20 protein-coding genes and 1 pseudogene are annotated in these 19,986 nt (G+C 64.6%); 10 read left to right on the forward strand and 11 right to left on the reverse strand.

Features of this window, described 5'->3' with window-relative positions; all coding sequences use genetic code 11:
- The first annotated feature begins 17 nt into the window (after nucleotides 1-17).
- Entirely contained in the window at nucleotides 18-1,205 is a 1,188-nt protein-coding gene (locus ADBZ9O_RS02040; RefSeq protein WP_526527909.1) for a metallophosphoesterase, read from the forward strand.
- On the opposite strand, the gene ADBZ9O_RS02045 is transcribed toward ADBZ9O_RS02040, so the two are convergent.
- The gene (locus ADBZ9O_RS02045) at nucleotides 1,202-2,035 is read right to left on the reverse strand and encodes a class II fructose-bisphosphate aldolase (protein ID WP_526527911.1); all 834 of its coding nucleotides are present in this window, start codon (nucleotides 2,033-2,035) and stop codon (nucleotides 1,202-1,204) included. The genes ADBZ9O_RS02040 and ADBZ9O_RS02045 overlap by 4 nt on opposite strands.
- A 94-nt stretch (nucleotides 2,036-2,129) precedes the next feature.
- Here ADBZ9O_RS02045 and ADBZ9O_RS02050 point away from each other — a divergent pair, with 94 nt between their 5' ends.
- Genes ADBZ9O_RS02050 through pfkB form a run of 3 tightly spaced genes read left to right on the forward strand, consistent with a single transcriptional unit; the run spans nucleotide 2,130 to nucleotide 5,163 of the window.
- Nucleotides 2,130-3,437 carry an FGGY-family carbohydrate kinase gene (locus ADBZ9O_RS02050; RefSeq protein ID WP_526527913.1) on the forward strand — a complete coding sequence of 436 codons (1,308 nt, stop codon included), beginning with the start codon at nucleotides 2,130-2,132 and terminating at the stop codon, nucleotides 3,435-3,437.
- Complete coding sequence (locus ADBZ9O_RS02055) at nucleotides 3,434-4,201, forward strand: DeoR/GlpR family DNA-binding transcription regulator (protein ID WP_526527915.1); 768 nt, start codon at nucleotides 3,434-3,436, stop codon at nucleotides 4,199-4,201. Before ADBZ9O_RS02050 ends, ADBZ9O_RS02055 begins: the two co-directional genes overlap by 4 nt.
- On the forward strand, nucleotides 4,198-5,163 hold the full coding sequence (gene pfkB / locus ADBZ9O_RS02060; RefSeq protein WP_526527917.1) for a 1-phosphofructokinase: 966 nt from the start codon (nucleotides 4,198-4,200) through the stop codon (nucleotides 5,161-5,163). Before ADBZ9O_RS02055 ends, pfkB begins: the two co-directional genes overlap by 4 nt.
- On the opposite strand, the gene ADBZ9O_RS02065 is transcribed toward pfkB, so the two are convergent.
- The 5 genes from ADBZ9O_RS02065 to ADBZ9O_RS02085 form a co-directional block, all read right to left on the reverse strand.
- Nucleotides 5,138-5,716 carry a TetR/AcrR family transcriptional regulator gene (locus ADBZ9O_RS02065; protein ID WP_526527919.1) on the reverse strand — a complete coding sequence of 193 codons (579 nt, stop codon included), beginning with the start codon at nucleotides 5,714-5,716 and terminating at the stop codon, nucleotides 5,138-5,140. The genes pfkB and ADBZ9O_RS02065 overlap by 26 nt on opposite strands.
- Before the next feature lie 3 nt (nucleotides 5,717-5,719).
- A complete protein-coding gene (locus ADBZ9O_RS02070; protein ID WP_526527921.1) occupies nucleotides 5,720-6,520 on the reverse strand; it encodes an alpha/beta hydrolase in 801 nt (266 codons plus the stop codon).
- A gap of 131 nt (nucleotides 6,521-6,651) precedes the next feature.
- Nucleotides 6,652-7,038, reverse strand: coding sequence for a hypothetical protein (locus ADBZ9O_RS02075; protein ID WP_526527923.1), 387 nt, complete (start codon nucleotides 7,036-7,038; stop codon nucleotides 6,652-6,654).
- 75 nt (nucleotides 7,039-7,113) lie between these two features.
- A complete protein-coding gene (locus ADBZ9O_RS02080; protein WP_526527925.1) occupies nucleotides 7,114-10,038 on the reverse strand; it encodes an MMPL/RND family transporter in 2,925 nt (974 codons plus the stop codon).
- Entirely contained in the window at nucleotides 10,035-10,481 is a 447-nt protein-coding gene (locus ADBZ9O_RS02085) for an MmpS family transport accessory protein (protein WP_526527927.1), read from the reverse strand. The genes ADBZ9O_RS02080 and ADBZ9O_RS02085 overlap by 4 nt, the downstream gene beginning before the upstream one ends.
- Nucleotides 10,482-10,639: 158 nt before the next feature.
- Here ADBZ9O_RS02085 and ADBZ9O_RS02090 point away from each other — a divergent pair, with 158 nt between their 5' ends.
- Together ADBZ9O_RS02090 and ADBZ9O_RS02095 are read left to right on the forward strand one after the other, a co-directional pair.
- Nucleotides 10,640-11,257: a TetR/AcrR family transcriptional regulator gene (locus ADBZ9O_RS02090; protein WP_526527929.1), complete on the forward strand. Its 618-nt coding sequence runs from the start codon at nucleotides 10,640-10,642 to the stop codon at nucleotides 11,255-11,257.
- A 152-nt stretch (nucleotides 11,258-11,409) separates the two neighbouring features.
- Nucleotides 11,410-12,276 (forward strand): EamA family transporter, encoded by an 867-nt coding sequence (locus tag ADBZ9O_RS02095; protein WP_526527931.1) that lies wholly within the window; start codon nucleotides 11,410-11,412, stop codon nucleotides 12,274-12,276.
- On the opposite strand, the gene ADBZ9O_RS02100 is transcribed toward ADBZ9O_RS02095, so the two are convergent.
- Nucleotides 12,273-13,244 carry an aldo/keto reductase gene (locus ADBZ9O_RS02100; RefSeq protein WP_526527933.1) on the reverse strand — a complete coding sequence of 324 codons (972 nt, stop codon included), beginning with the start codon at nucleotides 13,242-13,244 and terminating at the stop codon, nucleotides 12,273-12,275. The genes ADBZ9O_RS02095 and ADBZ9O_RS02100 overlap by 4 nt on opposite strands.
- Nucleotides 13,245-13,268: 24 nt before the next feature.
- Complete coding sequence (locus ADBZ9O_RS02105; RefSeq protein WP_526527935.1) at nucleotides 13,269-14,522, reverse strand: lipase family protein; 1,254 nt, start codon at nucleotides 14,520-14,522, stop codon at nucleotides 13,269-13,271.
- A 111-nt stretch (nucleotides 14,523-14,633) separates the two neighbouring features.
- Here ADBZ9O_RS02105 and ADBZ9O_RS02110 point away from each other — a divergent pair.
- Both ADBZ9O_RS02110 and ADBZ9O_RS02115 read left to right on the forward strand, forming a co-directional pair.
- Nucleotides 14,634-15,533: pseudogene (locus ADBZ9O_RS02110) on the forward strand (FAD-dependent oxidoreductase); the annotation flags it as partial.
- Between the two features lie 306 nt (nucleotides 15,534-15,839).
- Complete coding sequence (locus ADBZ9O_RS02115; protein ID WP_526533784.1) at nucleotides 15,840-16,262, forward strand: nitroreductase family deazaflavin-dependent oxidoreductase; 423 nt, start codon at nucleotides 15,840-15,842, stop codon at nucleotides 16,260-16,262.
- Between the two features lie 47 nt (nucleotides 16,263-16,309).
- Here ADBZ9O_RS02115 and ADBZ9O_RS02120 read toward each other — a convergent pair whose 3' ends face one another.
- A complete protein-coding gene (locus ADBZ9O_RS02120; RefSeq protein ID WP_526527937.1) occupies nucleotides 16,310-16,459 on the reverse strand; it encodes a hypothetical protein in 150 nt (49 codons plus the stop codon).
- Nucleotides 16,460-16,665: 206 nt separating this feature from the next.
- On the opposite strand from ADBZ9O_RS02120, the gene ADBZ9O_RS02125 reads away from it, so the two are divergent.
- Nucleotides 16,666-17,403 (forward strand): SDR family oxidoreductase, encoded by a 738-nt coding sequence (locus tag ADBZ9O_RS02125; protein ID WP_526527939.1) that lies wholly within the window; start codon nucleotides 16,666-16,668, stop codon nucleotides 17,401-17,403.
- Nucleotides 17,404-17,409: 6 nt separating this feature from the next.
- On the opposite strand, the gene ADBZ9O_RS02130 is transcribed toward ADBZ9O_RS02125, so the two are convergent.
- Entirely contained in the window at nucleotides 17,410-18,855 is a 1,446-nt protein-coding gene (locus ADBZ9O_RS02130; protein ID WP_526527941.1) for a DHA2 family efflux MFS transporter permease subunit, read from the reverse strand.
- Nucleotides 18,856-18,865: 10 nt separating this feature from the next.
- The gene (locus ADBZ9O_RS02135; RefSeq protein WP_526527943.1) at nucleotides 18,866-19,294 is read right to left on the reverse strand and encodes a MarR family winged helix-turn-helix transcriptional regulator; all 429 of its coding nucleotides are present in this window, start codon (nucleotides 19,292-19,294) and stop codon (nucleotides 18,866-18,868) included.
- 51 nt (nucleotides 19,295-19,345) lie between these two features.
- On the opposite strand from ADBZ9O_RS02135, the gene ADBZ9O_RS02140 reads away from it, so the two are divergent.
- Complete coding sequence (locus ADBZ9O_RS02140) at nucleotides 19,346-19,984, forward strand: TIGR03086 family metal-binding protein (protein WP_526527945.1); 639 nt, start codon at nucleotides 19,346-19,348, stop codon at nucleotides 19,982-19,984.
- The last annotated feature ends 2 nt before the right edge of the window (nucleotides 19,985-19,986 follow it).

The raw sequence follows: 19,986 nt of genomic DNA on the forward strand, positions 1-19,986 counted from the left end.
CCAGGCAGACTGGCGCAGTGTTCATCGTCGTCATCCTCGGAATCTTTGGGCTGGCGCACGTGTACATCTGGAAACGACTGATCAAGGACACCACCGCTACAGGCCGCGTCCGATGGACTCTCACGGGCGTCCTCATCATCCTCGCGGCGCTCCTGGTATCGGCGCTGCTCCTACCCCGTGTCACACCGGTCGGCGATGCGGCCTGGATCGCCTGGCCGGGCTACCTGTGGTTTGCCGCCGTCGGCTACCTGTTATTGACGCTGCTCGCCCTGGAACCGATCCGGCTGGCGTTGCGTGGCTGGGTCAACCGCGCATCCGAACCGGCCCGGCAGGTTGCCGGCGATGAGTCGGGCACCACTGCCCGGGCAGTGAACCGGCGGGTGTTCCTCGCCAGGACCAGCGCCGCGGCTGCCGGCGCCGCATCGGTCGGACTCGTCGGAGTGGGTGCGGTGACCGCCCTGGGAGCACCCGAGCTGCTGCACGTGCCGGTGCGGTTGCGGCGGCTCGATCCCGCGCTCAACGGTTTTCGAATCGCCGTGGTGTCCGATATCCATCTCGGCGCGCTGTTGGGTCGAAAGCACACCGAACGAATCGTCCGGATCATCAATGAGGCCGAGCCTGACCTGGTGGCGATTGTCGGCGACCTGGTCGACGGGTCCGTCGAGGACCTCGGCTGGGCCGCGGAGCCGCTGCGAGACTTGTCCTCTCGCGAGGGAACGTTCTTCGTCACCGGCAATCACGAGTACTTCACATCGGATACCGATGCCTGGTTACGCAGGTTGGATGAGCTCGGTGTGCGGACCCTGCGCAACGAGAACACGGCCATTGGGCGCGCCGGCGCGGCATTCGACCTCGCCGGCATCAACGACGTCACCGGCGCGCGGAGTTCAGACCCTCCCGACTTCGACCGCGCGCTGTCCGGGCTCGACGGGTCCCGCCCGACCGTGCTCCTCGCTCACCAACCGGTAATGGTCTCGCAGGCCTCGGCCCGCGGGGTGGATCTGCAGCTCTCTGGGCATACCCACGGCGGCCAGACGTGGCCGTTCGGTTATGTCGTCGCGGCGGTGCAACCGTCGTTGGCAGGAATGTCCGTGGTCGACAACACGCAGCTCTACGTATCCCGTGGAGCGGGATTCTGGGGTCCGCCTGTGCGGGTGGGCATTCCACCGGAGATCACTGTGTTGTCACTCCAGGCCGGTGGCTAGCCGATCGCGCCCAACAGGTCCGCGACGGCTTCGGTAACGGCAGCACGCGCCGGGGCGAGATACTTCCGCGGGTCGGTCACGGCGCCATCGTCGGCGAGGTGGGTACGGATCGCCGCGGTGAAGTGCGTGTTGAGCAGGGTGCCGACGTTGATTTTGGTGATTCCGGCACTGACCGCCTTACGCAGGTCCTCGTCCGCGACGCCCGATGATCCGTGTAGCACCAATGGAACCGGCACCGCCGAGCGCAGCCGGGTGATCAGGTCGAAGTCCAACGTCGCGGTGCGTGCCGACATGGCGTGAGAACTTCCCACGGCGACCGCCAATGCGTCGACGCCTGTTGCCGCGACGAATGCGGCCGCCTCGGCGGGGTCGGTTCGCACTCCGGGTGCGTGGGCTCCGTCTTTTCCGCCGACCTCACCGAGTTCCGCTTCCAGGAACAGCTCATGCTGGTGTGCCCAATCGGCCGCAGCCTTGGTGTCAGCGATATTGGCATGGTAGTCAAGCATTGACGCATCGAACATTGCTGAACTGCAACCTGTTTCGGCAGCACAATACAGCAGGGCGGCATCTTCGACATGATCGAGATGAACCGATACCGCGACGGTGGCTTCCGTGGCAACGGCAATGGTGGCGGCAGCGATCGGGCGGAGTCGGCCGTGGTGGAATTTCACCGCGTTCTCGCTGATCTGCAGGATGATCGGCCGGCCAGCACGTTCGGCTCCGGCGACGATCGCCTCCGCGTGCTCCAGGGTGATGACGTTGAATGCCACAAGTCCTGCCCCCGCGCGGTACGCGGCGGCGACGAGATCTGCGGTGCGGGCCAACGGCATCGGTCCGGCTCTCCTGGCTCTTGACAAAATCCCAACGAAACACAACTATATCCATCATTATCCAAGCCAATCAAGGTCACACTCAGGATCCGAAATGAGCGACGCGCTCTACGTCGGCCTTGACGTCGGCACCCAGAACAGCAAGGCGGTCGTGTTCACCGAGGCCGGCGAACCGGTATCGGCCGGTCGCGCGGAGACTCCGTGGACCTTCACTCCCACGGGTGCCGAACTCGATGCCAACGCATTGCTCACGACGGCCAAGTCGGCAGTGGCCGAGGCGCTTTCGTCGTGCCCGGCGGGTGTGATCGCCGGGTTGGGGGTTACCAGCCTGGCGGAATCCGGCGTGCTCCTGGATCGCCACGGCGTGCCGATCGCTCCGGTCATCGCCTGGCACGACACCCGCGATGCCGCCGAACTGGAGCATCTGCGCCACACCATCCCGGCAGCGGAATTCTCTGCCACCACGGGCCTGCCGCTGCGCCAGCAGTGGTCGCTCACCAAGCATCGCTGGCTGCGCGATAACGTCCCCGCCGCGCGAAATGCGGTGCGCCGCCTCAATGTCGCTGAGTGGATTGTGCGGGGACTCGGCGGCGACGAGGCCACCGAGCAGTCGCTGGCCTCACGTACCGGCTGGCTGCGGCTGGCGCAGCGCTCCTGGTGGAGCGACACCCTCGAGTGGTCTGGTGCCAGTGCGTCGTTGATGCCCGCACTGGTGACCGCGGGCACCCCGCTGGGCCGAGTCAGCGGCGAAGCCGGCCTACCGCGGCTGACCGGAGCTGTGCTGACCCTGGCCGGCCACGACCATCAGGCCGCGGTGATCGGCGCCGGAGCCGACGGTCCCGGAGATGAACTGGATTCGTGCGGTACCGCCGAGGCGCTGGTGCGTACCATCGCGCCGACACTGTCACCGACGGTCGTGGCGGAACTCGCCGGGGCGGGAATCACGACGGGCTGGCACGCGGTTGCCGATCACTGGTGTCTACTCGGCGCCACCCAGGGCGGGTTGGCGTTACAACGCATCCTGGCACTGCTCGGCAAAGAACAGGCCGACCTACCGGCGTTGGACGCCCAGGCGATCGCACTACCCGGCCCCGACGTGACAGTGTCGGCGCCGCCGTTCGGCCGGCTGGACATCCTCGGTATCACCGACGGCATGGGACCTGCACATGTGTGGCGGGCCGCACTGGAGGTAGTGACCGCCCAGGCTGCCGAGATCCACGATGCGATGACCCGCGTCAGTGGGCCGCACCGCAACTTGGTCGTCACCGGTGGCTGGTCCCGCAGCGAGGGGGTCATCGAGATCAAACGCCGCCGCTTCGGCGAGCTGGTCCGGACCGATGTCACCGAAGCCGGCGCCCGCGGAGCTGCGTTGCTGGCCGCCAAAGCCGCGAGTGCGTCGTGAGCGCCCCGTATGCCGACCAGCGCAGGGACCATATTCTTGAGCGACTGCGCAGCGACGGGCGCGTCGATGCGATGGATATCGCGGACGCCTTGGGGGTCACGGGCGAGACGATCCGCAAAGATCTCATCGCGCTGGAACACCAGGGCCTGCTGCGACGCGTGCATGGAGGGGCGGTACCCGTCCGGTCCAGTGTTTTCGAACCCGCCGTCGAAACCAGGACCGAGTTCGCGCTGGAGAAGTCCCGGATCGCACAGGCAGCGCTGAATCATGTTCCCGCACAGGGTTCGGTACTCATCGATGCGGGTTCGACCACAGCCAAGCTGGTCGAGCTGTTCCCCGGCGACCGGGATCTGACGGTCTACACGAACACTCTACCCCTGGCCGTTGCACTGTTGAGCAGGCCTCGGCTCACCGTGTTCACCCTCGGTGGCCGGTTGCGTAACACGACCTTTGCCGAAGTCGGCGACTGGACCGTGCGCGCGCTGGCCGAGATCAACGTCGACGTCGCGTTCCTTGGCACCAACGGCATTTCGATGTCGCGGGGACTCACCACGCCGGACCCCGCGGAAGCCGCGGTCAAGCGGCTGATGCTGGGCTGTGCCGCCAAGCGGATCCTACTGGCCGACCACAGCAAGTTCGGGACGGTCAGTGGCACCAAACACGCCGATCTCGCCGATATCGACCTGCTGATCTCCGATACCGGACTCGAGGATCAGCAGTGCGACGAATTGCGCACTGCCGGAATGGATATCGAACGCGCATGATCGTCACCGTGACACCCAACCCGAGCGTGGACCGCACCGTCTTCCTCCGGGGCCTGGTGCTCGGCGCGGTCAACCGAAGTCAGCGCAGCCGCAGCGAACCCAGCGGTAAAGGGGTCAACGTTGGTTTGGCGTTGCACGCGCACGGTATTGCCACCCGCGCCGTGGTCACCGCGGGTGGCCCGATCGGCGCACACCTGCGACAGATGCTCGACGCCACCGGGTTGGACACCGTCGTGGTGCCCATCGCCGGGGACATCCGCAGCAATATCAGCCTGACCCAGCCCGACGGCACCGTCACCAAGATCAACGAGGCCGGCCCTGAACTGAGTTCCGCCGAGCGAAAGCTGTTGGTGGCAGCAGTTACCGGGCAGCTGGAGAACGCGGCCTGGCTGGTGTGTGGGGGCAGCCTACCCGCGGGGCTGCCGGCCGACTGGTACGCCGACCTCGTTACGCTGGCTCGCGGCAGGAACATTCGCGTCGCAGTGGACAGCTCCGGTGCGCCCCTGGCCGAAAGCCTGGCGGCCGGGCCTGACCTGGTGAAGCCCAACGTGGACGAGCTTGCCGCCCTCACCGGGACCGCACCCACCACACTCGGTGAGGTCATCGACGCCGCGCATGACGTCCGCCGCCGCGGCGCCCGCGCCGTGCTGGCCAGCTTAGGCGGCGACGGCGCAGTGCTGGTTGATGGCGAGGGCGTGCTGTGGGGGCAGGCACCCGCCGCCAACGTGGTCAGCACCGTCGGTGCCGGTGATGCCATGCTCGCCGGCTACCTCAGCTGCCCCGGCAGCCGCCAACAGGCGCTGGCCACCGCCCTGCAATGGGGGGCGGCCGCGGTCGCGCACGAGGGAACCCTGTTCTTGCCCAACACTTCCGCTGCCAGCGTGCGGATCACCGACGCGATCAACCCCAACCAGACGCTGCACGATCACGACAGCGCTAGGTACCGCGAAGGCCACCGATGATCAAGTCGAGCGTGTGTTCGTAACTGGCTGCGGCGTCGGCAGTCTGGCCGACGCCGGCGAGCTCGATGGTCACCGCGCCGTGTATTGCGTTCCACACCGCCTGGCCCGCCTCGACCGGATCAATCGTGGACACGGTCATCACATCGCGGACCATACCGACCAGAATGTCGAACACCTCGCGGCCGCGCGCTGTGACGGGTGACGTGGGATCCGCGGCCGGCGACCCGGCCGCAAAAATCAACGAGTACCGCGCCGGATGTGCAAGCGCGAAACCTCGATAACCCCGACATGACTGGCGCAACCGGTCAATCGGCGCGGTATCCGCCGGTATGTCGATCGCCATCGAGAGGTTGTCGAAGGCGCGGATGGCGAGCGCACTCAGCAGACCATCCTTATTGGCGAACCTGCTGTACACGCCCATCGGAGACACCCCGGCCACGCCTGCCACCGCGCGGACGGTGACGCCGGTAGTGCCATCTCGGTCCAGTACGGTCTCGGCCGCGTTGAGCAACGCGGCCGAGACCTGATCGCTTGCAGTGCGACGGCGAGGCACGGGTCAGACCGCCTCTGCCACACCCCGGTGCGCCAGCCAGGCCAGCGAGGTGTCGGCGACGTCACGCCAACCGGCATCGATGGTCAACGAGTGCCCGCGCCCTTCGAACTCGTGGAAGTCGGTGACCGCAGCGGACTTCTTGTACAGCCCGTAGGCCGCTTTGGCGCTCACGTAGGGAACGGTGTGATCCGCTGTGCCGGCGGTGATCAACAGCGGACCGCGAGCTGCGTTGGCAGTATCGACCTTGGCCGGTGAGTTCGGCGCGAAGTTCGCCACTGCGGCCTCGAACAACGGCTTGCCCGGCGAGGGGATAGACCACTGCTCCCACAGGGCATCGGATTCGGCCTGTGTCAGTGCGTTACCGAAGCCGTAGCGCCACTGCGCCTGGGTCAGGCCCTTCGCGCGGCCCCGGTTCAACGGATTACCCAGCACCGGGAACGCCGAGCGGAGCTGTGCGATCGGAAGCGGTTTGACGCCCTTGATCGGCGCCGGGTCGATGGCGATCGCCGCGGCGGCCTTACCCTGGCCGAGCAACTTCTGTGCGATCAGCCCACCGAATGAATGGCCTATCACCACAGGCGGTGTATCGAACTGCTGGAGAACCTTGCCGAAGTGCTCGGTCAGCTCGTCGACACCGAATCCGGCTTGATCGGAGGCATTTTCGCGGGTGGCAGACACGGTTGAGTGTTCACCGGGCCACGCCGGGGCGACGGCACGGTGTCCTTGGGCGGCGAAGTATTCGATCCAGGGCTGCCAGGCAGTGTGCGAGATCCAGAGTCCGTGAATGAGGACGATGTCGGTCATGTTCTGCTCCTGATGGGAGATGTACTCGGGGCTCTTATGGAACTTGGTTCCTTAAGTGTTACAAGCGCTGCAACGAGCACCCGACATCAATTAATCCCGCCGCCTAGGTGGGCGTCGTCACACCGAAACGCTCAGCCGGCGAAGCCGAGCCCCAGATCGTCATGCGCGTGCTCGCGAGCATCAGCGAGGCGCCGCCACAGGTCGGTCAACTCGATATCGTCCGCCTGACGGGTCCGGCGGGGATGGAACCGGCTTCGTTCATAGCTCGGGGGACACCGATACCTGTGCAGCGAAAGGCACAGGGCCGGCCACCGCGATTCGACCATCGTGTCGAGATCGACGACCAGCCGACTGCGGCGATCAATCGCATACCGGTTGCCGTCAAACGTCCCGGCCGTCGACTGCATGGCGGTATCGAACAAGTGCCAGCCGCCATTGACGGTCTGCAGCCACACGGTGTCGCCATCGCAGTGCCGACAGGTCGCGACGACTGACGGGCCGTTGCTGTTGCGCTGCATGCGCCCGAGGCTACGAGCCAGGTCCGACAAGAACCCGCCAGGCGCGCCGTGACGCACGACCCGATGACGCCATCGCTAGGTCGTGGCCGCAGAACCTGGCTCAGTGGGCGCTGCGCCATCCCCCGCATCCGAGTGGAGCAGCTCGCGGACGGCCGCACGAGATCCGTAGGGTTGCAACATCCGACTGGCGGGCCGCGGGCGCACGTTCAACGGCCACCAGAACCAGCGCCCGAGCATCGCCGCCAGCGACGGCGTCATGAACGACCGCACGATCAGCGTGTCGAAGAGCAGGCCGAGACCAATCGTCGTACCGATCTGACCGAGAACCAGAAGGTCGCTGAAGATGAACGACGACATCGTGGCCGCGAAGACCAGTCCCGCTGCGGTTACCACCCCACCGGTGCCGCCCATCGCCCGGATGATGCCGGTTTTCAAACCGGCCCCGTACTCCTCTTGGAATCGGGATATCAACAGCAGGTTGTAATCCGCTCCCACCGCCAACAGCAGAATGACGGCCAACGGGACGATGATCCAATACAACTGAATGCCGAAGATGTACTGCCACACCAGAACTGACAGGCCGATGGATGCACCCAAGGATAACGCGACCGTGCCGACGATGACGAAGGCGGCGACCAGGCTTCGGGTGATGAAAATCATGATCAGCAGGATGAGGCTCATCGCCGCGATGACGACGATCAGCAGGTCATACGTCGACCCGTCTTGAATGTCTTTGTATGTGGCGGCCGTTCCGGCGACGTATATCTCGGCGTCCGATAACGGGGTGGCCTTGATCGCGTCGAACGCCGAGTCCTTCAATGCGTCGATATGCGCGATACCTTCGGGCGTTGCCGGATTGCCCTCGTGCGTGATGATCATCCTGGCCGCCTTGCCGTCCGGCGACATAAAGAGTTTCATGCCCCGTTTGAAGTCAGGGTTGTCGAAGGCTTCCGGCGGCAGGTAAAAAGAGTCGTCATTCTTGGCATCGTCAAACGCCTGCCCCATCGCCGTCGAGTTCTTCAGCGCGTCCTGGCTCTGCGTGTTGGTGCCAGAGTTGGTGGCGTAGTTGTTCAGAATGAGCTGGCGGTTTCGCTCCTGGATATCGATCTGTGGCTGAAGCAGGGCCACCAGTTGTGGTTGTAGCGCGTCGAGTTTGTCGAGGCTTGCCGTGATTGTCCCGAATTTGTCAGCAAGCTGCGAGATACCGTCCAGGGAATCGAATATCGATCTCACCGCCGCGCACGATGGGATATCGAAGCAATGTGGCTCCCAGTAAAAGTAGTTACGCAGGGGCCGAAAGAAGTCGTCGAAGGTCGAGAGCTTATCGCGCAGATCGTTCACCACGGTCACGGTGTCGTGGAACGCCTGAGTTTGCTCGTGAGTGGCGTCCGCACTCTGCTTCTGCAGCATCAGCTGCTGTTCGAGGACGCCAATCGTGTTGGTTATCTCGTCGGCCTGTTTCAGCAGATCTTTGGCCCGATCCTGCTGGTAGCTCAGGTTCATGATCTGGCTGGCACTCGAGGCACTGATCTGAAACGGGATGGAACTGTGGGTGATCGGTGTACCCAATGGCCGGGTGATCGACTGCACCAGCGCAATACCCTTGGTGTGCAGAACCGCTTTGGCCACACGTTCCAGCACCAACATGTCGGCCGGATTCCGCATATCATGATCGGTCTCGATCATCAACAGTTCCGGGTTGAGCCGGGCTTCGGAGAAGTGGCGTTCAGCGGCGGTGTAACCGATGTTGGCGGGCGCCGAATCGGGGAGGTAGGGACGGCCGTCGTAACTGGTCTTATAGCCGGGCAAGGCGAGCAGTCCGATGAAGGCGATCGCCAACGACACCACCAGGATAGGACCGGGCCACCGGACGATCATGGTGCCGGTGCGACGCCAACCCGTTGCGCGCACTTTGCGTTTGGGTTCCAGCAGGCCGAACTTGCTGGCGATCAGCAGCACCGCGGGTCCCAGGGTCAGTGCTGCTGCCAGTGTCACCAGCACGCCGAGAGCAGCAGGCACGCCCAGGGTCTGGAAGTACGGCAACCGGGTGAAGTACAGGCACGCCACCGCCCCGACAATCGTCAGCCCTGAGCCGACGATGACATGCACCGTGCCGCGATACATGTCGTGGTAGGCCGCTTCTCGTTCCAGCCCCTTGTTACGCGCCTCGTGGTAGCGGCCAACAACGAAGATCGCATAGTCGGTGCCGGCTGCAATCGCCAGCAGGGTCAGCAGGTTCGTCGCATAGGTGGAGAGTCCGATCAACCCGCTGTTAGCGAGCGTAGCGACGATGCCACGCGCGGCGGCCAGTTCGACGGCAACCACGACAAGCATGATCAGCGTGGTGAACAGCGAGCGGTAGACGATCAGCAGCATCACCGCGATGACGAGGAAGGTGATGGCGGTGACCTGGTGAGTACCCTCGCTGCCGACTTCGAAGTTATCGGTGATCAAGGGCGCGGCACCGGTGACGTAGGCCTTCACCCCCGGCGGTGAGGATGTGGAGGCCACAATCTGGCGGATGGAGTCGACGGACTCATTGGAGAGCGCCTCACCCTGATTGCCGGCCAAATACACCTGTACCAGCGCGGCCTTACCGTCCTTGCTCTGCGAGCCACCCGCCGTCAGTGGATCGCCCCAGAAATCCTGCACATGCTCGACGTGTTTGGTGTCGGCGTTCAGCTTCTTCACCAGGGTGTCGTAGAACGCGTGGGCATCGGCACCGAGGGGTTTATCCCCCTCGATGACGATCATTGCCGCACTGTCGGAATCGAATTCACCGAACTTCTGCCCGATATGCCGCATGGCCATGATCGACGGTGAATCGGGCGCATTCATCGAGACCGATCGCTCAGCCCCGACGACCTCGAGTTGTGGCGTGACGATATTGGTCAACGCGGCGATGGCGACCCACACCAACACGATGGGCAGAGCGAGTCGTTGAATCAGGCGGGCCACCCGCGAGTCTTGAACTGGTGCTGTTGCGCGGCGCTCGCTCATGCCGACTTGTCCAAGCAGTTGATGTAGCCGTTCACGTTGCTGGTGGACCTTTCGTCCTTGACGACATCATTGGCGGTGATGCGGCAGCCAATGGAGTCGCCGTCGCCTTGGGCACGCAGATCGACGAAGAGCGTCGGGTCATCAGTCGTCAGCAGGTGCGACCACGGCAGGGGCACGTTGTCGACCCGCTGGGGTTGGGCGTTTATGTCGAGGTAGTTGATGGTGGCCGTGGACCCCGGGCTGCCGAAGACCTCCAGCAGAACCCGCTTGGGGTTGAAGCCGGTGTTCTCCAGAGCGTCGGCGGCCGGTCGCGTCACTGCGTTATCGGAGCCGAAAATCCCGTGTAGCCGATAGACGCTGAAGGCGACGACGGCGAAAACCAGGGCCGCGACGATCACCGTCCACCATCGTCGTAAAAGGCTGCCAACCGAAACACTGCTCACTCGAAAGCCTTCCGATGCCCGGCGAAACGGTGCCGATCCTAGCTTCCTGGTGGATCCCGATTCGCGGTTTCGAACGGTACGGTACGGTACGGGACAGTGCAACTGCTGGAAATCCCTTGCGCTCAGCATCCGAATCTGCTCTCACAGGAGGTGAACGCGTGTTTTCCGAGTCACCCGACCACACGCCGACCCCGTGTCCGGGCGCCCGATGGACCGCGCGGGAAGCTGAGCTGTTGGCGATCACACTGCAACTGCTGCAGGAACACGGTTACGACCGGTTGACCGTCGAAGCGGTCGCGGTCCAAGCCAAGGCCAGTAAGGCAACCGTGTATCGACGATGGCCGTCGAAAGCGGACCTGGTGCTGGCCGCGTTCATCGAGGGCACCCGTTGTACGGCCATCGCGCCGCGGACGGGTTCGCTGCGCGGCGATCTGATGGACCTCGGCAGATCCGTGTGTAAACAGGCATGTGAACACGCGAGCAGCATGCGGGCCGTCCTGAACGAGATGACCCACAGCCCAGCTCTCGGTGAGGCGATGCACGACGAGTTCATTGCGCAGCGCAAGCAGGTGATCTACGAGGTCCTCAACGATGCGGTGGCTCGTGGGGAGATCGATGCTTCGGCGATCAACGACGAGATTTTCGACTTGCTACCGGGCTATCTGGTCTTCCGGTCTGTGGTCTCCGGTCGCCCACCGACCGAGGAAACTGTCCGCACGTTGGTGGATGACGTGCTCATGCCCACTTTGACGGGCATCCCGGCGGTCAGCGGCTAACCTCTCCGCTCGTCGAAACCGGCTGCCACGCAGATGTTGTCGACCCCGGGCCGCAACTGACCGACATAAGGCTGCTCATCGACGCATTCGAAGCTGCCAGCCTCATCACCCGTGACGACGAAGGCCGACCCCACAACCAATAAGCTGCTCGGATGAGTACGCGCGGCTGGACATTGTTCGCCGCGATGAGCGTCATCTGGGGAATCCCCTACCTGCTGATCAAGATCGCAGTCGAGGGGGTTTCGGTCCCGGTGCTCGTGTTGGCCAGGACTGCCATTGGCGCGTTAGTCCTACTGCCGCTGGCGATGTCGCGGGCGCAATGGCAACCAGTGCTTCAGCATTGGAAGCCGGTACTGGCATTCGCATTCTTCGAGATCATCGCGGCCTGGTTTCTTCTCACCGACGCCGAGCGACACATCACCAGTTCCCTGACGGGTCTGCTGATTGCTGCCGCACCCATCATCGCGACGGTGCTGGACCGGTTCACCGGCGGTGAACGCAGGCTCGGCCGCAGGCGAATTCTCGGACTCAGCATCGGCTTTGGCGGTGTGGCGGTGCTGGCAGGTCCAAGCCTGGCGGGCAGCACCGGACCAGTGCTCGAAGTCCTGCTCGTCGCGGTGTGTTATGCCATCGCGCCGCTGGTGGCCGCCCGCTACCTGGCAGAGGTACCGACATTGCCCATGACCGCGGCCTGCCTCGGGGTCGCAGCGCTGATCTACTCGGTGCCCGCAGCCGCGACGTGGCCGCAGCAGATGCCGTCCACCCGGGTCCTGATCGCGCTCGCCGTGCTGGCGGTGATTTGCACGGCATTGGCATTTATCGTGTTCTTTGCGCTCATCCGAGAGGTCGGAGCCGCCCGCGCGCTGATGTTCACCTATGTCAATCCCGTGGTGGCGCTGGCCGCCGGTGTCGTCATTCTCGGCGAGCCGCTGACGGTGTGGAACCTCGCCGGTCTCGCGCTCATTCTCACGGGATTGTTCCTGGCCACCCGCAAACCGGCCGACACTGTGCCCGCCTAGTTCCAGGCGCGGCGGGAGCGCGCTGCCCAGTAGTCGTCCGGATCCTCGGCGAAACCGCTCAGGCCAGCGACCTGCTGGGGCGTCAGGTCCAGGGCGACGCCGGCGATATGCGATTCGACCTGTGCAGTGGTCGCGGCACCCGAGAGGACTCGGGTGGCCCAGGGCTGGTGTGCGGCAACGGCGATAGCAAGCTGATCGACACCGATACCCATCTCGTCGGCCCGGGCGACGGCGTTTCGCACACCAGGGACGGGATCGTCGGTTCCCGGTGCAAGCCGACCGTTGGCGAAGCACTCCTTGAGGACGACGCTCAGCCCGGCCGCGTGCGCCTCTGCAAGCGCGGGTGCCGCCGACGTTTCCAAGAGGTTCCACGTCGATTGCACCGCGCCGAACAATGGTGCCCCGCCGACCTGCAGCTCCATGGCGGCACGGATTGTCGCCGCCTGGTGTGGGCCCGAGGTGGAGAACCCCAACCCCAACCCCGTCGAAACCCGGTCATCGCGCAGATCGGCCAATGCTCGCTGGAGTTCCACATCGCGAAGCAGCGGGCTGTCCTTTGTCAGCGAATGCACCTGGTAGAGGCTGAGCCGATCGCCCAGCAGCGCGTTGCTCTCCCGCCACTGCTCCTCGAACGCCTGGCGTGTGTGCTCCTTGACCTCATGCACGTCGACATCCAGCCGCCAGTCCCCGACATAGCGGTACCCCCACTTCGACGCCACCACGACGTCGGCCACCTCCGGTCGGGCCCGTAACCACTCGGCCAGAAACTCCTCAGCCCGGCCGTAGGAGCGGGCCGTGTCGATGTAGCGAATTCCGTTGTCGTAGGCCGTGTTCAGGACATCGATGGTGCGGTCCCGCATTTCGGATACTGACCGGGCTTCACCGAGGTCGGCTTCTCGCCCGCCGGTGAGGTACGCCGGACGGCCCACCGCGGCAAGACCGATGCCAAGCTTGTTCGATAACTGCATCGCCCTATTGTCCTCTTGCCGCCGTCAGCAATTGCTCGGTGCAGGGACGCCGGCGAACCGGTCGGCAATCCACGAAGTGAGCTGCACACCCGGGTCAAGGCCGTGACCCTGCCCCTCCACCCGCACTCGCAGCACCGTGTCTCCGAGAGCGCAGCCCTTGGTGATCGCTGACTCGGTCCACACCGGTGCCACGATTTCGTCGGCACCGCCGTAGATGGCAAGGAGTGGAATGCGTGTGGGTTGCTGCGGTAACGCGTAGTCAGCCAGTCTGCGCGTCAGACGATCAGCCGCTTCGGGAGACGACGGAACGGCGTCCGCGCCTGTCAGCGTTGCCTGGAGTCGAGTCTTGTGTTCAGCGGAATCCGGTGAGCAGGCGATCAGCGTTTCCCGCTGCTCCAGCATCACCCCGTGGAGGTAGTCGTCGATTTTCAGCGACGGGTCCACTGCCGCCAGTCCGGTGATGACATAGGGATAGAGGTACAGGTCATCGCGAGTGAGGCTATTGTCCTGCGCATGCCGGACCACGTCACTGACCTCCAAGGCGGGCACGATCGCGGCGGCACCAAGCAGGTCGAGACCCTGTCCGTACGCTGCGTGGTATTCGGCTGCTGCCCAAGCGGTCTCACCACCTTGGGAATCTCCCTGCGCCACCCAGCGGTTGGACAGCTGCGGCAAGAACGAGCGCGCCGCCCGCACCGCGTCGATCAGGTTGAATGCCGCGGACTTCGGCTCGAGATACGCATGCGGGGTGTCGGCGACCCCGCCCCCGGGCACCGAGGTGTAGCCACGCAGGCCGGCGTAGTCGGTGAAAACCACTGCATACCCCTGCGACAGTTGGGCGGCCACGCCGTCGATATCGCCGAACAGATGCGGATCACCGGTCGAACCACAGTCGCTGGTCACCCCGACGGTGCCGTGCGCGTAACCGACCACCGGCCAGCCACCGGCAGGTGGTGTGCCCGGCGGCAAGAATGCCGCACCCGTCACCTCGGTGGCGGTGCCGTCGATACCCGAAACGGACTGGTAGACCATGGTGTGGGCCGAGGACCCCGCAGGCAACGCCGCCATATCGAAAGCCGGGCGGTCTGAGGTGCTCATCACAGTGCCGCGCGCAGCCCAGTCCGTCGAGGAAATACCGGGCATTGCCCGTGCGTACGTGAACGCTGTTGTGGTTGAAGAACTCTCGCTCGCATCCGAGGTCTGGCAGGCCACCAGCGATCCGGTGAGCACGACGGCCGCAACCCACAAACCGCTACGTCGCATCACGCTGTCGACCACCCCGTGCAAGGTACCGGACGCCGCTGATGTTTCGCATCATCACCGGGTGGGCAGGTAAGGCGGGTGAAACCCCACGTCGTTATCTCTGGAGCTGGCATCACCGGACCCGCAGTGGCCCATCAGCTCGCTGCCGCAGGTTGGCGGACCACCGTCCTTGAGCGTTATCCTCAGCGCCGCGACGAGGGTCAGAACATCGACGTGCGCGGGGCGGCCCGCGAGGTGGCCCGGCGGATGGGCATCGAAGACGATCTGCGTGCGGCGAATACCGGGGAAGTCGGGATGCGCTTCCTGGCTGAGGACGGTTCGCCGTCGGCCTCCTTCCCCATGAGTGCACCAGGTGAAAAAGACGGTCCAACAGCGGAATTCGAGGTGCTCCGCGGTGAGCTGTCCCGCATTCTGATCGAGCACACCCAGAGGTCAACGGACTATCGCTTCAACACCCAGATCGCCGACCTGACCGACCACAGCGATCACGTCACCGTCGCTCTGGACGACGGCACATCCATCGACGCCGATCTCGTCGTCATCGCCGAAGGGTTGCGGTCACGATCCCGCCGGTTCGTCACCTCCGCGCAGGTCAACGACTTCGGGATGTACATCGCCTACGTCACCCTTCCCCGCCGCGACACCGACGACCAGTGGTGGAACTGGCAAAATGTTCGCGGCTCGCGAAGCGTGCATCTGCGGCCGGACAATCTGGGCACCACCCGCGCAATGTTGACCTTCATCACCGACGTGCGCGGTTTGGAGAATCTCAGTACAGCCGATCAGATCGCCATCACGCGCCGAACTTTCGATGATGTCGGCGGTATCGCTCCGCGAATACTCGACGAACTCACCGACGACGCGCCGCTGTACTTTTCCGCTGTCGGCCAGATCAACGCCCCACAGTGGCGCAAAGGCCGAGTCCTTCTGGCCGGCGACACCGGCTTCTGCGCGGGCACGTTCGGGGGCAGCGGCACCAGCCTGGCTCTGATCAGCGCCTACCTGCTGGGCGGGGAGCTGGCCCGCACCGGCGATGACCACGTGGCCGGCCTCAAGCGGTACGAACAGGTCATGAGGTCCGTCGTCGATGACATCCCGCCGCTACGCATGAGCGTGATCCAGCGCGCCAATCCACGCACATCCGCCGGTATCCGCGCACTCCACGCCGGTGCACGAGTGTTCGCAGGTCCGGTAGGTCAGGCTGTGTCGAAGTTGTTCGGCGACAAATTCACCAGCACCGGACTCGACAGAGTCCAGCTGCCCGACTACCCACCCTCGGCCACCATGGCGGCAGACTCAGCCCCGGGGAATAGCAGCCTAGGCGCGGGTGTTGTGCGGCCCGTGACTGAACTGAGCCCCACTGACTGGGTACGCGAGCAGACCGAACGCATTTTGGAGCAGGGCACCACCGACGGGGTCGAGGTGATGGACCGACCGATCGTGCTGTTCACCACCACCGGGGTGAAATCGGGCAAGCAGCGTTACGTTCCGCTGATGCGCGTCGAGGCCGACGGCAAGTACGCCATGGTTGCCTCGAAGGGCGGCGACCCGCAGCACCCGGCGTGGTACTTCAACGTCAAGGCCAACCCGACCGTCACCGTGCAGGACGGCGACAAAACGTTCACCGGGACCGCGCGCGAGATTTCAGGGGCCGAGCGTGACGACTGGTGGAAGCTGGCTGTGCAGGCCTACCCGCCGTACGCCGAATATCAGACGAAGACCGACCGTCTGATCCCGGTCTTCATCGTTGAGTAGACCCGACTGCGTGGGTTAGGCCGCTCGCGGACAACGGCTTTCGCGCTTCAGCAACGGGTGACCGCCCTGTCGACGATCACGTAGTTACCTGGGCGGTCACCCATGCGGCAACCGTTGGGCAATTCGTCACTGGCTTCTGCAGCGACGGGGTCCATCGCCGAACCTGTCACCTCGATGAGTGCTGCACTTGGCGCCATGGGCTTTGCAACGCCACATCACGCAATCCTGTTCCGCGCACACCCGACGCCCGCGCATCACAACCTTATTGTGACCTTATTTATCTCTTATTTTTCTTAGAGATTCGTGTACGGTGGTGGTTCGGCGCTTGGACGCGCGCCTGCAACCAGCGGAAACGCAGGTCAGGCAGCGACCGGACGCATCGCAGACGGAAGGAACCCCCGCAATGCAGTCTCCCGCACGGATCGTCCTGATCACCGGAGCATCACGGGGTATCGGTGCCGAGGTGGCACAACAACTCGCCAGTGCAGACACCCACGTCATCGTGAACTACCGCGAGAAAGCCAAGCGCGCGAACACCATCGCCAATGCCATCCGCAGTGCAGGCGGGCATGCGTCGACCCTGGGCGCCGATATCTCCGATGAGGCCGACACCGAGGCGATGATGGGGTACATCGCGGCACGGTTCGGGCGGTTGGACACGGTGATCTTGAACGCATCAGGTGGCCTTGAGCTAGGTGCCGACCCCGGCTATGCCATGCGTCTGAACAGTGACGCCCAACGGCGGCTTGCGCTACTGGCGATGCCGCTGATGACCGCCGGCAGCCGCATCGTGTTCGTCACCAGCCACCAAGCACACTTCTATCCCAACAAAGCTGTGCCAAAGGGGTACGCGGCGGTGGCCGCAAGCAAGCGCGCCGGTGAGACCGCGCTCTATGGCATGCGCTCGCAGTTCGACCGGGCCGGCGTGCACTTCTCGGTGGTCTCCGGCGACATGATCGACGGAACCATCATCGTCAGGCTCCTGGAACGACGCGACCCCGAAGCGGTGGAAGCGCGCCGCAGCCAGGCCGAGCTACCGACGGTCAACGAGTTCGCTGCGGCGATCGCCAATGCGGCCACCACCGCCACCCCCACCGGGATTGTCTACGTGGGCGGGGCCGACTACCTCAAGACTGCGTAGCGCCGGCTAGGAAGCATCCGTCGGTATCGGCACCGGGCGACGACCGGTGAACAACGATGCGACCACGACGAACACCCCGATCACCGCAGCGACAGTGAAGGCTGCCCGGACCCCGGTCAGATCGGGCGCGCCGCCGGACGTTGAAGCATTGGTCATCACCGTGATGAACAGTGCCGTTCCTGCCGCCCCGGCGACCTGCTGAAGAGTCGTCAGAATCGCGCTCCCGTGGGAGTAAAGCGATTCGGGCAGCACCGCGAGCGCGTCGGTCATCAACGGCGTGAACATCATCGAGAGCCCCAGCATCATCACGGTCTGCAGGACGACGACCTCCCAGATGGGTGATGTGGCAGCCAGACTCGTGAAACCCCAGAGGGCCGCGCTGAGCATGACCGCACCCGGTATCACGAGCACCCGCGCGCCACGGCGATCGTAGGCCCGCCCGACAATGCGGCCTGCCACTCCCATCAGTAGTCCACCCGGCAAGCTGATGAGACCGGCGACCAATGCGGTCTGTTTCAACACGTCCTGCACATACAGCGGCAGCATGATGATGGCGCCGAAGAGCGCCATGAAGCCCATGGCGACGATGACGACCGACACCGTGAACCGGCGATGCGTAAAGGGTCGAAGGTCAAGAAACGCTCGATCCTGGTGTTGCAGCTGCACCTGCCTCAGCCCGAAGAGCACCATGGCCACCGCACCCACCGACACCGGCAGCCAAGCCGGGATGCCGCGCTGCCCTGAACCAGACTCGGCGAACAGTGACAACCCAAAGACCAGGCCGGCAAAGGCGGCAGCCGAAAGAGGCACAGAGACGGGGTCAATCGGCGTCGCCTGTCGTTCGTCGGTCGGCATGCGTAACCAACGGCCGCCCGCCGCGAGCGCGCTGAGCGCAATCGGCAGCACGATCCAGAACATCCACCGCCATCCCAGTGCGCCGAGTATCAAACCGGACAGCGTGGGGCCAATGGCTGGTGCAACCGCGATGACGAGGGTGATCGTGCCCATCGTCTGTCCCCGCCGCTCGGCCGGAATCAGTTTCATGATGGTCGTCATGAGCAGGGGCACCATCACAGCGGTCCCACACGCCTGGACGACTCGGCCTGCCAGCAACACAGGAAAACCCGGCGCCAGTGCCGCCAGCAGGGTCCCGAGGCAAAACAGACTCATGGACGCGAGGTAGATCCCCCGCGCGGGGAAGCGCTGCATCAGCGATCCGGTCATCGGAATCACAACGGCCATGGTCAGAAGGAAGCCACTCGTCAACCACTGTGCGGTGGCGGCCGTTACCCCCAAGTCCACGATCAGCGCCGGGAGCGCCACACTCATGATCGTTTCGTTGAGGATCATCACGAAGGCAGCGCCCACCAGCAGGGCGATGATGCGTGTCGGGCTGGCGATGTCCCCCCACTGTTCGGCGCGTCCCGGCTGGACGGTCGGCCCCGTCGTCATGCCCTCGCCCTCACGATTCTGCACTGCTCATTTTGCGCAGTGCATTGAAGAACACCTGTCGCTCGTCGGCATCCAGCTTGCCCAGCCACCGTTCCTCGCCTCGCTGAATATCGGCCTGCGCAGCGTCCTTGACCCTGCGACCCGCATCTGTGATAGCCAACAACCGGACGCGACGGTCCTCGGGATCAGGCAGACGGTCGATGTGTCCAGCCTCTTGTAGTTCGTCGAGGGTGCCAATGATGCGTGTCTTGTCGGCTCCGATCGTGGAGGCAAGTGCCGCCTGGGTCCGCATCGGCGAACGGTCGAGTGCCAAGAGGACCACGTAACCCCACATCGTGAGCTCGTGTGTCGCCAGCACGGACTCTTCGGCGGCGATCAGCTCGCGCAACAGAGGCGTAAGGAGCGCCGCGAGATCGGGCCGACGTGGCTTCGCGGACATCGCATCATGGTAGGCGTTGCCATATCGTATGCAGCCGCTTATCGTAAGCGTATGCACACTATCTCACCCGATTTTCTTCCCTTCCATCGCACCGCGGTCGTCGCGGCGGTCGATATCGTCGACGTCATCAGACCCGTGGATCTACATCGGCCGACACCATGCGACCGCTGGACATTGACTGACCTGCTCGCGCACATGACGGCCCAGCATCGCGGATTCGCCGCGGCGGCAAGGGGTTACGGCAATGTCGCCGAGGTCTGGCGAACCGATACCGTGGTTGAGGCGGTGGCTGCCGATCCAGCCGGCACTTACCGTGCCGCCGCATACGACCTGCTCGACGCCTTCGCCGCCGACGGCGCGGAAAACGTCGAGTTCGCCCTGCCGGATTTCGGGCCGGACGTCAAGGTCGGCGGCGTGATGGCAATGGGTTTCCACTTCGTGGACTATGTCGTCCACGGCTGGGACGTTGCCGCCGCACTGGGCATGCCCTACAAGCTCCCCGACGACGTCATCGCCGCCGTCCTACCGTTGGTGCTCGCCGTGCCCGACGGCGAGCACCGCTTGGCGCCGGATTCGCCCTTCACCCGTGCTCTAGAACCCATCGGCGCCGACGATTTCGAACGTATCCTGCGGCATCTCGGCAGACGACCGGACTGGGGTCGGTTGCCCTCCGCGGCCACCGGTGCCTGACA

Origin of the sequence: Mycobacterium sp. (genome assembly GCF_965229105.1) — a bacterium.
Classification (GTDB): Bacteria; Actinomycetota; Actinomycetes; order Mycobacteriales; family Mycobacteriaceae; genus Mycobacterium.

Coding starts and splice junctions, on each gene's coding strand:
- ADBZ9O_RS02140 (WP_526527945.1), top strand. CDS start 19,346: ATGCACACTATCTCACCCGATTTTCTTCCCTTCCATCGCACCGCGGTC.
- ADBZ9O_RS02125 (WP_526527939.1), top strand. CDS start 16,666: ATGCAGTCTCCCGCACGGATCGTCCTGATCACCGGAGCATCACGGGGT.
- ADBZ9O_RS02075 (WP_526527923.1), bottom strand. CDS start 7,038: ATGCAGCGCAACAGCAACGGCCCGTCAGTCGTCGCGACCTGTCGGCAC.
- ADBZ9O_RS02050 (WP_526527913.1), top strand. CDS start 2,130: ATGAGCGACGCGCTCTACGTCGGCCTTGACGTCGGCACCCAGAACAGC.
- ADBZ9O_RS02100 (WP_526527933.1), bottom strand. CDS start 13,244: ATGCAGTTATCGAACAAGCTTGGCATCGGTCTTGCCGCGGTGGGCCGT.
- ADBZ9O_RS02095 (WP_526527931.1), top strand. CDS start 11,410: ATGAGTACGCGCGGCTGGACATTGTTCGCCGCGATGAGCGTCATCTGG.
- ADBZ9O_RS02080 (WP_526527925.1), bottom strand. CDS start 10,038: ATGAGCGAGCGCCGCGCAACAGCACCAGTTCAAGACTCGCGGGTGGCC.
- ADBZ9O_RS02070 (WP_526527921.1), bottom strand. CDS start 6,520: ATGACCGACATCGTCCTCATTCACGGACTCTGGATCTCGCACACTGCC.
- ADBZ9O_RS02135 (WP_526527943.1), bottom strand. CDS start 19,294: ATGTCCGCGAAGCCACGTCGGCCCGATCTCGCGGCGCTCCTTACGCCT.
- ADBZ9O_RS02045 (WP_526527911.1), bottom strand. CDS start 2,035: ATGCCGTTGGCCCGCACCGCAGATCTCGTCGCCGCCGCGTACCGCGCG.
- ADBZ9O_RS02130 (WP_526527941.1), bottom strand. CDS start 18,855: ATGACGACGGGGCCGACCGTCCAGCCGGGACGCGCCGAACAGTGGGGG.
- pfkB (WP_526527917.1), top strand. CDS start 4,198: ATGATCGTCACCGTGACACCCAACCCGAGCGTGGACCGCACCGTCTTC.
- ADBZ9O_RS02120 (WP_526527937.1), bottom strand. CDS start 16,459: ATGGCGCCAAGTGCAGCACTCATCGAGGTGACAGGTTCGGCGATGGAC.